Source organism: Protofrankia sp. CiP1_Cm_nod2 (assembly GCF_920664355.1).
GTDB lineage: Bacteria > Actinomycetota > Actinomycetes > Frankiales > Frankiaceae > Protofrankia.
In genome coordinates this window covers 1-12,313 of record NZ_CAKKTL010000099.1, presented here as the reverse complement: position 1 = coordinate 12,313, position 12,313 = coordinate 1, and the positions used below count along the sequence as shown (strand labels likewise).

Annotated in this window: 9 protein-coding genes and 1 pseudogene; 8 read left to right on the top strand and 2 right to left on the bottom strand. The window is 72.5% G+C overall.

Going from position 1 to position 12,313, the window contains the following annotated elements:
* The 3 genes from NBW84_RS12835 to ligA form a co-directional block, all read left to right on the top strand.
* A partial coding sequence (locus NBW84_RS12835; protein WP_250284858.1) for a tRNA methyl transferase PRC-barrel domain-containing protein occupies positions 1 to 724 on the top strand: 724 nt, incomplete at its 5' end.
* 252 nt (positions 725 to 976) lie between these two features.
* On the top strand, positions 977 to 2,014 hold the full coding sequence (locus NBW84_RS12830) for a methionine synthase (protein ID WP_250284868.1): 1,038 nt from the start codon (positions 977 to 979) through the stop codon (positions 2,012 to 2,014).
* A complete protein-coding gene (gene ligA, locus NBW84_RS12825) occupies positions 2,011 to 4,350 on the top strand; it encodes an NAD-dependent DNA ligase LigA (protein ID WP_250284857.1) in 2,340 nt (779 codons plus the stop codon). The genes NBW84_RS12830 and ligA overlap by 4 nt, the downstream gene beginning before the upstream one ends.
* 227 nt (positions 4,351 to 4,577) lie before the next feature.
* On the opposite strand, the gene NBW84_RS12820 is transcribed toward ligA, so the two are convergent.
* Together NBW84_RS12820 and NBW84_RS12815 are read right to left on the bottom strand one after the other, a co-directional pair.
* Positions 4,578 to 5,306, bottom strand: a complete 729-nt coding sequence (locus NBW84_RS12820) for an ACT domain-containing protein (protein ID WP_250284855.1) — start codon at positions 5,304 to 5,306, stop codon at positions 4,578 to 4,580.
* 323 nt (positions 5,307 to 5,629) lie between these two features.
* Positions 5,630 to 7,276, bottom strand: a complete 1,647-nt coding sequence (locus tag NBW84_RS12815) for a glutamate--tRNA ligase family protein (protein WP_250284853.1) — start codon at positions 7,274 to 7,276, stop codon at positions 5,630 to 5,632.
* A gap of 573 nt (positions 7,277 to 7,849) precedes the next feature.
* Here NBW84_RS12815 and gatC point away from each other — a divergent pair.
* From gatC to NBW84_RS12790, 5 genes and pseudogenes are all read left to right on the top strand, one after another.
* Entirely contained in the window at positions 7,850 to 8,146 is a 297-nt protein-coding gene (gatC, locus tag NBW84_RS12810) for an Asp-tRNA(Asn)/Glu-tRNA(Gln) amidotransferase subunit GatC (RefSeq protein WP_250284852.1), read from the top strand.
* A 12-nt stretch (positions 8,147 to 8,158) separates the two neighbouring features.
* Entirely contained in the window at positions 8,159 to 9,646 is a 1,488-nt protein-coding gene (gatA, locus tag NBW84_RS12805; protein WP_250284851.1) for an Asp-tRNA(Asn)/Glu-tRNA(Gln) amidotransferase subunit GatA, read from the top strand.
* Positions 9,647 to 9,851: 205 nt separating this feature from the next.
* Positions 9,852 to 10,208 carry a hypothetical protein gene (locus NBW84_RS12800; RefSeq protein ID WP_250284848.1) on the top strand — a complete coding sequence of 119 codons (357 nt, stop codon included), beginning with the start codon at positions 9,852 to 9,854 and terminating at the stop codon, positions 10,206 to 10,208.
* Positions 10,209 to 10,234: 26 nt separating this feature from the next.
* Positions 10,235 to 11,722: an Asp-tRNA(Asn)/Glu-tRNA(Gln) amidotransferase subunit GatB gene (gatB, locus tag NBW84_RS12795; protein WP_445548527.1), complete on the top strand. Its 1,488-nt coding sequence runs from the start codon at positions 10,235 to 10,237 to the stop codon at positions 11,720 to 11,722.
* 263 nt (positions 11,723 to 11,985) lie between these two features.
* Positions 11,986 to 12,313: pseudogene (locus NBW84_RS12790) on the top strand (penicillin-binding transpeptidase domain-containing protein); the annotation flags it as partial.

Here is a 12,313-nt window from a genome sequence, read left to right as displayed (position 1 = left end):
GGAGCGGGCGCTGGCCCTGGGCTTCGACGCGGTGGTCACCGGCCATCACGCGCGGCTTTCCGGGGCGGTGCTGCGCCGCTCGGTCGACCCGGGCAAGGACCAGTCCTACGTGCTGGGGACGCTGCGCCCCGACCAGCTCGCCCACGCGATCTTCCCGCTGGGGGACACGACGAAGACCGAGGTCCGCGCCGAGGCGGCCCGCCGTGGCCTCGCGGTCGCGGACAAGCCCGACAGCCACGACATCTGCTTCATCGCCGACGGCGACACCGGCCGCTGGCTGCGCGACCGGCTCGGCTCCCAGCCCGGGCCGGTGGTGGACGCCGCCACCGGCGAGACACTGGGGGAGCACGAGGGGGCCTTCGCGTTCACGATCGGCCAGCGCCGCGGCCTGCGCCTGGGCCGGCCCGCGCCCGACGGCAGGCCCCGCTACGTCCTGGACGTCTCCCCGGTGACCCGGACGGTGACGGTCGGCCCGGCCGAGGCGCTCGACGTCTCCCACCTGGTGGCCGACCGGGCGGTCTGGCCGTACGAGGGGCCGGTGGTCTGCGCGGCGCAGGTCCGGGCGCACGGGCAGGCGGTGCCCGCCACCGCCGAGGGCGTCGGCGACGAGCTGCGCGTGGCCCTGGACGAGCCGCTGCGCGGCACCGCCCCCGGCCAGGCCGTCGTCCTCTACGACGGAGACCGTGTCCTCGGCGGCGGCCATGTCCTCCGGCTCGGGCGCTGACGGGAGGCCCGGGTACCGCGGGGCGCGGGTACCGCGGGGCCCCGGCCGGCCTTTCCCCGCTCCTCTGCCCGCTCCTTGGCACCTGCTCCTTGGCACCTGCTTCGGCACCTGCTTCGGCACCTGCTTTGACACCTGTTTCCCACGGACGGCGATTCCGATGACGGTGATGAGCCCGTGACACCATTCACCACCATGCCTGACATCGCACCCGCCGACGCATCCACCGCCGTGCCCCCCGGCGCGCCCGCCGCTGTGCCCGCGACGGCGCCCGCCGCCGGCCGCCTGTGGGAGCCGGGGGCGGCGACCGGCGTCGGGTCGCTGCCGGGGACCGACCCGGTCGAGGCGTGCCGGCTGGTCTTCGACGAGCTGCCCGACCTGCCGCACCTGCCCGAGCTGCCGGCCCGCGGCCCCGGCGCCGACATGATCGGCCGTTCGGCGGGTCTGCTCGCGGACATGCCGGTCGACCTGCAACCGTCCGGGTGGCGGCTGGTACCGCGTCCCGGAATGGACCTGCGCCGCACCCGGGACCTGCTCGCCCGCGATCTCGACGCGCTGGGTGAGGTCGCCGCCGGCTACACCGGGCCGCTGAAGGTCGCCGTCGCCGGCCCGTGGACGCTCGCCGCCACCGTCGAGCTGCCCCGCGGGCACAAGGCCCTCAAGGACGCCGGCGCCAGCCGGGACATCGCCGAGGCCCTGGCCCAGGGACTCGCCGCCCACCTCGCCGGCATCGCCCTGGCCGTGCCCGGCGTCCGCCTGATCGTGCAGGTCGACGAGCCCTGCCTGCCGGCGGTGCTCGCCGGTGAGGTCCGCACACCCAGCGGTTTCGGGGTGCTCCCCGCGGTGGAGGAGGGCGTCGTCGTCGACCGGCTGCGGACGCTGCTGGCCGCCACCGGGGTGCCCACCGGGGTGCACTGCTGCGCGTCCGCGCCGCCGCTGGGACTGCTGCGGCAGGCGAAGGCCGCCTTCGCCAGCGTGGACGCGACCCTGCTGACGCCCGCCGACGACGACGCCGTCGGCGAGGCGGTCGAGGCCGGGGTCGCGCTGATGCTCGGGGTGGTGCCGGCGCGGGGCGCGGACCTGTCGGACGTGTCGGACCTGTCGGACGCCCGTCGTACTGTCGAGCCCGTCCGGTCGATGTGGCGGCGGCTGGGGTTCGCCCCGGAGCAGCTTCGGGAGGTGGTCGTGGTGACTCCCACCTGTGGTCTCGCGGGTGCGACACCCGCCTATGCCAGGGCGGCGCTGCGGCGCTGCCGCAAGGCGGGCCGGGCGCTGGCGGACGGCTCGGTATGAGCCCGCTCGACATCTCGAGTCCGGAGGCCCCCCCGGGCGTGGCCGGCGCGCCGGCGGCCGAGGCAACGGTGGATGCTCCCCCGGACGCGGGCGGCTCCCCGGACGCTTCCCGGAGCGTGACGCCGGGGAGCGGGCCCGAGCCCCGGCCCGACGGTGAGCTCCCCGCCGGCGGCGACGCCGAGCTGTCGGCGCCGGGCGTCGCGGTCGACGAGATCCCGGCGCGGACGCGGGCGCGGGCGGCGGAGCTGGCCCGGGAGTTGGGCGAACACGCCTTCCGGTACTACGTTCTGGACTCCCCGACCGTCTCCGACGCCGAGTACGACCGGCTCATGGCCGAGCTGACGGAGATCGAGACCCGTTGCCCGGGGCTGCGCACGCCGGACTCACCTACCCAGAAGGTCGCCGGCGCCATCTCGACCCTGTTCACCCCGGTGGAGCATCTGGAGCGGCTGCTCTCGCTGGACAACGTCTTCACGGAGGTGGAGTTCGAGGCGTGGGCCGCCCGCGTCACCCGGGAGGCCGAGGTGGACGCCTGGCTGTGCGAGCTGAAGATCGACGGTCTCGCGGTCGACCTGGTCTACGAGGACGGCTACCTGGTGCGCGCGGCCACCCGCGGCGACGGGCGGACCGGGGAGGACGTCACCCCGAACATCCGGACCCTCGCGGCGGTGCCGGGCCGGCTGCGCGGCGGGAGCGTGCCCGGGCTGCTGGAGGTCCGCGGCGAGGTCTTCTTCCCGACGGCGGCCTTCGCCGAGCTCAACGCCACGCTGGTCGCCGCCGGCGACAAACCGTTCGCCAACCCGCGCAACGCCGCCGCCGGCTCCCTGCGGCAGAAGGACCCGCGGGTCACCGCCACCCGCCCACTGTCCATGATCATGCATGGGCTCGGCGCCCACCGCGGCTTCGACGTCACCTCCCAGTGCGAGGCGTACCAGCGGATGGCCGAGCTCGGCCTGCCCGTCTCCACGCACCACGAGGTGCTGGCGAGTGTCGCCGAGGTCGAGGCGTTCGTCCGCCGGTGGGGGGAGCACCGCCACGACGTCGAGCACGAGATCGACGGCGTGGTGGTGAAGGTCGACGCCTTCGGCCTGCAACGCCGCCTCGGCGCCACGTCGAAGTCCCCGCGCTGGGCGGTGGCCTACAAGTACCCGCCCGAGGAGGTCACCACCAGGCTGCTCGGCATCGAGGTCAACGTGGGCCGCACCGGGCGGGTCACCCCGTTCGGCCGCCTGGAGCCGGTCAGGGTCGCCGGCTCCACCGTCGCCCTGGCCACCCTGCACAACGCCGACCAGGTGGAACGCAAGGGTGTGCTGATCGGCGACACCGTCGTCCTGCGCAAGGCCGGCGACGTGATCCCGGAGATCGTCGGCCCGGTCGTGGACCTGCGGGACGGCTCCGAGCGCGCCTTCGTGATGCCCACCCACTGCCCGGAGTGCGGCACCGGGCTGGTGCGTCCCGAGGGCGAGGCCGACGTCCGCTGCCCGAACACCGTCTCGTGCCCGGCGCAGCTGCGCGAGTCGCTGTTCCACTTCGCCTCCCGCGGCGCCCTGGACATCGACGGCTTCGGCTACGAGACGGCGTCCGCCCTGCTGGCGGCCGGCCGGGTGAGCGACGTCGGCGACGTCTTCCACCTCACCGCCGAGTCGTTCGCCGAGCTGCGCGGCTTCGCCAAGAAGAAGATCGACCAGATCCTGCGCGGGGTGGACGCGGCCCGGCGGCAGCCGCTGTGGCGGCTGCTGGTCGGGCTGTCCATCCGGCACGTGGGCCCGAGCGCGGCCCGGGCGCTGGCCCGTGAGATGCGTTCGGTGGACGCCATCGCCGCCGCGCCCACCGAGACGCTGGCCGCCGTCGACGGCGTGGGCCAGACCATCGCCGCCTCCGTGGTGGACTGGTTCGCCGATCCGCGCCACCGGGACATCCTGGAACGGATCCGTTCCGGTGGGGCGCGGCTCGCCGACGCCGGCGCGGACGACGGGCCCGGCCCGCTCACCGGCGTCACCGTCGTGATCACCGGGACGCTGGCGGGCTGGAGCCGGGACTCCGCCACCGAGGCCGTCCAGGCCCGCGGCGGCAAGGTCACCGCCTCGGTGAGCAGGAAGACGGCCTTCGTGGTGGTCGGCGCCGACCCGGGGGCGAGCAAGTACGACAAGGCCCGCGCCTGGAAGCTGCCGATCCTCGACGAGACCGGCTTCGCCGTCCTGCTGGAACAGGGCCCGCAGGCCGCGGCCCCGCTCGCGCTCCCACCGGAACCGGACGACCCGTCAGAACCGACCGACCCACCGGCGGCGACCGACCCACCGGAACCGGTTGACCCAACGGAACCGGCCGACGGCTAGCCACCGGCCGCCTCCGTTGGCGGGCGCCTCCACGCCTTCTCCGCCAAACGAGGGCTCTTCGGAGAATGAGTGTGGAAACGGTCGCTGTAGCAGCCGTTTCCACACTCATTGTCTTGATCGGAACGGGGTGTGCGGCTGTCCGGCCGGCGTTTCGGGGGCTGGCGGCCGGGGCGGCGGGATGAGCCAGGTGCCAGGTGGGTGCCGGTCCCCCTGGGTGGGTGCCGGTGTCAGGTGGGGGCCGGTGAGGTGTGGCGGTTGCGCACGATCGTGGCGGCTATGCCGGCGAGATGGGCCAGCCGCTGGACCTCGGAGGCGCGGAAGCGCGGGCCACCGGGCCGTCCGACGAGCACCGCCACCTCACAGCCGCCCTCCGGGGGAGTGCCCACCGGGGCCACCGCGAGTTCCATGCCGAGCGCGCTCCAGCGCGGCGGGAACCAGCCGCTGTCCGCGTCGAAGCCACGCGCGCGGTCCAGGGGCAGCGACAGCAGTTCGGGGCGCACCTTCTTCGGGCTGGTCAGCTCGTCACCACCGAGGTCGGGGGCGCCGACGGAGGACTCGACGACCCGGATGTCGCCGGGCGCGACCCGTTCGAGCAGCACCGCCCAGTCGGCGTGGAATACCGCGCCGACGAACCCGGTGAGGACGGCGAGCGCGTCGTCGGGCCGGGCGGTCAGCGCCTCGACAAGGTCCAGGTCGTGCCGGATCCCCACGCCGCCGGCCGGGTACGGGCGCAGGGACTCCACGCTCACCCCGGGCACGGAGCAGGCCGCGGTCAGCACGGTGTCGGCCAGCCCGTTCGGGGGCAGTTCGACGACGACGTCGTCCACGGCACCGCGCGCGCCGCGCTCGACCACGCTCAGGCTGACGATGTCGATACCGGCCTGCCCGAGGGCGGTGGCGACGGCGCCCAGGGCGCCGGGCCGGTCCGGCAGGACGAGGCGCAGCAGATACGACATGTAGTCAAGAATACATTCCGTGCATGCTTGATTGGTGACAACAACGTCACGTGCAGGTATCGGTGCTGGTCATCAGTGCGTTTTCGGGCTGTCATAGCTGGTGGCGGATGGCGCTATCGCTCACGTTATGTTACCTCACGCGAAGATCACTTCTAGCGCGCCGGTCAGGTAACCCTACGTATCCCCGCGGACGGTGGCACGCGTCGATGGACGTCGGCCACCGGAGAAGATCGGCGCGAGTTTGTCGTTGTGTACGCTGACGCGGCCAAAAAGCGTACACAACAACAAAATCGCGGCGATCATAGCCTGTGCGGGTGGCCGATTCAGGCGGGGCCGAGAACGGCGCCGATCCGCCGCCGTACCTCGGTCTCGCCCAGCGCAGCCGCGACCAGGTGGAGAGCGGGGCTGCGGGTGGAGCCGGTGAGCAGCACGCGGACCACCTGGGACGCTTCCCGGATCGACCCGACGTAGGAGCCGGGGTCGTTCTTGTACTCCTTGACGCTTGCCGCGAAGCCGTTGTCCTTGGCCGTCACACGGATCTGGTCGAACCAGCCGTCCGAGTCGGACAGGTCCTGGTAGACACGCAGCAGGTCCGCGCACAGCCGCCGCACCACATCGGGCGCGAGGCCGCCGAACCGGCTGTCCGCGGGATCGGTCACCGGCTCGAACAGCGCGGTGAAGAAGTAGCCGTAGATCGGCCGGAAGTCCGACCACTTGCGCAGGTCCTTGCGCGGGTTGTCCACCCCCGTCCGCTCGATGTCCAGCGCCCGCACGGCGAGGTCCTGCTCGGCGCGGACAGCCTGCGCCAGTTCGGTGTCGTGGGTATCCGCCCACGTCAGCACCTCGTCCAGGACATCCCGGCTTGGCAGAGTCGCGACGTAGTCCGCCGCGATGTCCTCCAGCTTCACCAGATCCACCAGCGCGCCGGACACGCCGCACTCGGCCAGGCGCAGCGGGGCGGTCAGCGCCTCGGCCAGCGGCATCTCCGCCAACCGCCCGTTGATCAGCCCGCGAAGGTAGTAGAGCACACTTGGCGCCGGGTAGCCCGCTTTGATGTAGAACTCGACGGACGCTTCAGGGTCCTTGCGCTTGGACAGTTTCCGTTTTCCTGAACCGTCCGCTTTCAGTAGTGGCGCGATGTGCGCGTATGGAATGTGCTCGAAACCTGCCGCGTCGAACAGCTGCAGGTGCACCGGGACCGAGGGCAGCCACTCGTCGCCCCGAATCACGTGCGTGACCCGCATCAGGTGGTCGTCCACGACGTGCGCGAAATGGTATGTGGGCAGTCGCAGCGGGCTGTCGGAATTTTTCAGGATGACGACGTCGTTACGGTTCGCGTCCGCCTCCAGGCGACCGCGTATCAGGTCGGTGAAGGCGATCCTGCCCGGCGCGCCCGGCGATCGGAACCGTATGACGTAAGGCTGGCCGGCGGCCAGTCGTTCGCGCACCTGTTCGTCGGTGGCATCGCGCCAGGTCGCCCAGCGGCCGTAGTAGCCGGTAGGGACTTTCTCCGCGCGCTGCTCCTCGGCGGACGCGGCCAGTTCCTCCTTCGTGGCGAAGCACGGGTATGCCTTGCCTGTACGGAGGAACTCGCGCACGTAGGTCAGGTAGATCAGCGCCCGGTCCGACTGGGTGTAGGGGCCGTGGGCGCCGGTCGGATCGGACTCGTCCGAACTGACGCCGAAGTAGCCGAAGGCCACGTCGAACCGGGCGGTCGCGCCCTCCACGGTTCGAGCCTGATCGGTGTCCTCGATCCGGATGAAGTAGGAACCGCCGGACTGCCGTGCGAGGTCCTTGTCCAGGATCGCCACATAGATGCCACCGAGATGGGCGAAACCCGTCGGACTCGGGCAGAAACGGGTGACCATTGCGCCCGACGGCAGGTTCCTCGGCGGGTACCGCTCCTCCCAGTGCTCCGGACCGGGCAGATCAGTTGGGAACAGCGCGTCGATCTCGTCGCGGTCAAGCATTGCAGAAGGTACCTCCACGGGCACTGGACAGTTCTGAAACCGCAGTGATCATCATCTCCAGGCGATCCTGTGGTGGGCACTACCCGCAGGCATGTCTGCGATGCTAGCGGGCAACAGGCATGCTCCGGGGGGAGGGCGTGTCAGACATGCGGCGCGGTTTCTCCCAAGGTGGTGGAAGACGGCCGGATCCGACGCCATCAACCGGCGGTACCCACGTCGCGGGCGTGACCAGGGCGAATCCGGAAACTCATACCGGATGGCGCCGGTTCTGGCAGGTCACGGGCTCTGTCGCTCCGCACGATGTTGTCGGTACGGGCGGGATCGCGGCGGCTAGGCCTCGCCCGGGCACACGATGTCGTCGCTGGCCGGCACGCCACAGGCCGATCGGGCGGGCCGGACCGTACGATGACCACAGCGCCGTACGCGGGCCAGGCCGTACGCGGGCCGGTCTGAGGCCGGCTTCCGTTCCGCGGCCGTCCGCCGCCGGCGTGCCCGCGGGTCAGCAGGCCACGGCGATCAGCAAGCCACAAGGTGATCGGAAGGTCATCGGGAAGTCAGAGGGTCGTAACCGGTATGGCGATTACCAGGGACGAGGTCGCGCACCTCGCCCGCCTGTCGCGGCTGGCGCTGTCGGAGGAGGAACTCGACACGCTCGCCCCCCAGCTCGATGTGATCATCGGTGCGGTCGCCCGGGTCGCGGAGGTGGCCGCCGGCGACATCCCCCCGACGACGCACGCCGTCCCGCTGACGAACGTGTTCCGGGCCGACATCACCGGTCAGTCCCTGCCGCGCACCGACGCTCTCGCCGGCGCGCCCGCCACGCAGGACGGCCGCTTCCGGGTGCCGCGCATCCTTGATATGGACGAGTGAGGGTTCCTGTCCGTGACCGACGTCATCCGTTTCTCCGCCGCCCGAACCGCCGCCGCGATCGCCGCGGGTGAGCTCAGCGCGCTGGAGGTGACCCAGGCCGCGCTCGACCGGATCGCGAAGGTCGACGACCGGATCAACGCCTTCCTGCACGTCGACGTCGACGGCGCCCTCGCCGCGGCCCGTGACGTCGACCGGCGCCGGGCCCTGGGGGAGACGCTCGGCCCGCTCGCGGGTGTCCCGCTCGCACTCAAGGACGTCTTCACCGCCCGGGGGATGCCCACGACCTGCGGCAGCCGCATCCTGGAGGGCTGGTACCCGCCGTACGACGCGACCGTCGTGGCGAAGCTGCGCGCGGCCGGTGTGATCATCATCGGCAAGGTCAACATGGACGAGTTCGCGATGGGGTCGTCCACGGAGAACTCCGCCTACGGCCCGACCCGCAACCCGTGGGACACCGACCGCATCCCCGGCGGCAGCAGCGGGGGCAGCGCGGCGGCGGTGGCCGCGTTCGAGACGCCGGTCGCGCTCGGTACCGACACCGGCGGCTCGATCCGCCAGCCGGCGGCGGTGTGCGGGCTGGTCGGGGTCAAGCCGACCTACGGCGGGGTGAGCCGCTACGGCCTGGTCGCCTTCTCCAGCTCCCTGGACCAGGCCGGCCCGCTGGCCCGCACGGTGACCGACGCCGCGCTGCTGCACGCCGCCATCGCCGGCCACGACCCGCTGGACACCACCAGCGTGGAGCTCGCGCCGCCGCCGGTGGTGGCCGCCGCCGCCAGCCGTGACCTGCGCGGGGTGCGCATCGGGGTGGTCCGCGAGCTGTCCGGGGACGGCTACGACATCGGGGTGCGCGCGCGTTTCTCCGACACCCTCGAGGTGCTCGTCGGCCTCGGCGCCGAGGTCGTCGAGGTCAGCTGCCCGCACTTCACCTACGCGCTGCCCGCCTACTACCTGATCGCGCCGAGCGAGTGCTCGTCCAACCTGGCCCGTTTCGACGCGATGCGGTTCGGCCTGCGGGTCGGCGACGACGGCGAGGCGAGCGCCGAGGAGGTCATGAGCCGCACCCGCGGCATCGGCTTCGGCCCCGAGGTGAAGCGGCGGATCATCCTGGGGACGTACGCGCTGTCGTCGGGCTACTACGACGCCTACTACGGCCAGGCCCAGAAGGTCCGGACGCTGATCAGCCAGGACTTCGCCGCCGCCTACGAGCGGGTCGACGTGCTGGTCTCGCCCACCACGCCCACCGTCGCGTTCCGGCTGGGGGAGAAGGTCGACGACCCGGTGTCGATGTACCTGTCCGACCTGTGCACGATCCCGTCGAACCTGGCCGGCGGGCCGGCGATGAGCCTGCCGGTCGGTCTCGCCGACGGGCTCCCCGTCGGATTCCAGATCATGGCGCCGGCGTTCGCCGACGACCGCCTGTACCGGGTCGGCGGCGCGCTGGAGGCGGCGCTGGAGGCCAGGCGCGGCCGTCCCTTTCTCGACGACGCCCCGCCCCTGTGACCGAACCGCCGGCACGGACGTCCGGTGCACGCACGTCCTGTGACGGAAGCCACGGCGCGGGCATGCCAGGGCCGGCCGCGCCGTGACGGGCGGGCTCGCGTCGGGTATGCCCGCACCGGGCGTGTCGTGACAAGATCCCGGGCTCGCCCGGAGAGAATCATGATCGCGCGTGTGTCGGCCGACTACGATGGCGAGAGGGAGGCCTATGATGGTTGCGCTACGTAGCAGACGTGAGGACCGGGTGCTGCTGGCGGTAGCCTGGGTGCTGACTGTCGCCGCCCTTGTACTCGGTGTCGTCGCGCCGGCGCCCATCCTGATCCTGTGGGGTGTCCTCGGCGTCGGCGCGGCCGTGTTCGCCACCCGGATCCACCTGCGTGACACCCGGCCCCGCCAGCCGGACCCCGCCACCGGCGGCACGCAGCCCACCGGCGGCACGCAGCCCACCGGCGACGCGCGGCCCGCCGGCCAGGCCCAGCCCGCCGATCAGGCGTGGCCCGCCGGCGCGGATCACGGCTCCACCTCGGTACAGACGGACGCGGTTGAACAGGAGCACGTGCGTTGACACCCTCGGCCAGCACGGCGGCCACCATCCCCACCTTCGACGACGCCGTCGCCCGCTACGAGCCGGTGATCGGGCTGGAGACGCATGTCGAGCTCGGCACCGCCTCGAAGATGTTCTGCGGGTGCTCCACCGCGTTCGGTGCGGAGCCCAACGCCCAGGTGTGCCCGACCTGCCTGGGCCTGCCAGGCTCGCTGCCGGTGGTCAACGAGGCCGCCGTCCGGTTCGCCGTGATGATCGGCCTGGCGCTCAACTGCTCGATCTCGCCATGGTGCCGCTTCGCGCGCAAGAACTACTTCTATCCGGACATGCCGAAGAACTTCCAGATCAGCCAGTACGACGAGCCGCTGTGCGAGAACGGCTGGCTCGACGTGGAGGCCGACGGGAAGATCCACCGGGTCGGCATCACCCGCGTCCACATGGAGGAGGACACCGGCAAGTCCCTGCACGTCGGCGGGGCCACCGGGCGCATCCACGGGGCCACCCACTCGCTGGTCGACTACAACCGGGCCGGCATCCCGCTGGTCGAGATCGTCACCGAGCCGGACGTCCGCTCGCCCGAGGTCGCCCGTGCCTACGTCGACGAGCTGCGTGAGCTCTGCCGGGCGCTGACCGTCTCCGACGTCCGGATGGAGCAGGGCTCGCTGCGCTGCGACGCCAACGTGTCGCTGCGGCCGCGCACCGCCCCCGGCGAGCCCGCCGCGCCCTACGGCACCCGGTCGGAGACCAAGAACCTCAACTCGCTGCGCTCGGTGGAGCGGGCGGTCCGGCACGAGATCGTCCGGCAGGCCACCCGGCTGGACGCGGGCCTGAAGGTCGTCCAGGAGACCCGGCACTTCGACGAGGCCTCCGGGACGACGTCGGCCGGCCGCTCCAAGGAGGAGGCGACCGACTACCGGTACTTCCCCGAGCCGGACCTCACCCCGCTGGCGCTGACCCACGAGTACGTCGACGCCGTCCGGGCGACCATCCCGGAGCTGCCGGCGCAGCGCCGGGCGCGCCTGGCAGCCGACCACGGGTTCACGCCCGCCGACATCGTGAACATGCGCAACGCCGGCGTCCTCGACCTGGTCGAGGAGACCATCGCGGCCGGGGCGACGGCCGAGGCGGCCCGCAAGTGGTGGCTGAACGAGCTCGCGCGCCGGGCCGCCGACGCCGGCGTGCCCCCGACCGGCCTCGCGATCGAGCCGTTCGACGTCGCCCGCATCGCGGAGATGATCGCCGACGGCGAGCTGACCGACGCCCTCGCCCGCACGGTCATCACCGGCGTCCTCGCCGGTGAGGGGACACCGGACGAGGTGGTGGCCGGCCGTGGCCTCAAGCTCGTCTCCGACGACGGCGCGCTCGCCGACGCGGTCGAGAAGGTCATCGCCGCCCAGCCGGCCATCGCCGACAAGGTGCGCGGCGGCAAGCTGAACGCGGTCGGCCCGCTGGTCGGCGCGGTCATGAAGGCCATGAAGGGCCAGGCGGACCCGGGCACCGTCCGCAAACTCCTCCTGGAGCGCCTCGGCGAGTAACCAGCGGAAAGCGTAGGTGGAAAACGTCACTATCACGCCGTTTTTCACCTACGGACGCGCGGGCCGTAGGTGAAAAACCGTGTGGTAGCAACGTTTTTCACCTACGGCCCGCGTTGTGCTCACGGCGCGTCGACAGGCGGGTCCCGGTTGGGCCTTCGTAAGCTGGTGCCACGCCCGGAGCCCGGCCGTCGATGACGGCGGAGCCCGGTCCGTCATCAGCGGGGCCGCCGCTGGGGTCGTCAACGGGGGAGGAGCACGCCAAGGTGCCTCTGACTCCCGGCGGGTTCACCGCGTCGACGTCACGACGGGGCCGTGGCCGCGCCCGTCTGCTCATCGCCCTCGCCGTCGTCATCGTGCTGCTCGCCGCGTCCGGCGCCGGGTACCTGTGGAAGATCCGTAGCGACAGCCGCGCCCAGGACAGGGCGGCGAGGGCCGCGGCGGAGGCCTACCTGTCCAGCTGGCAGAGCCTCGCCTCGTCCGGTGACACGGCCACCTCCGCCACCACGGACCGCGCCGCGGCCACGGCCACGGGCGGCGCCACGGCCGGGCCCGCCAGCGCCGGGCCCGCCAGCGCCGGGCCCAGCGCGGTGC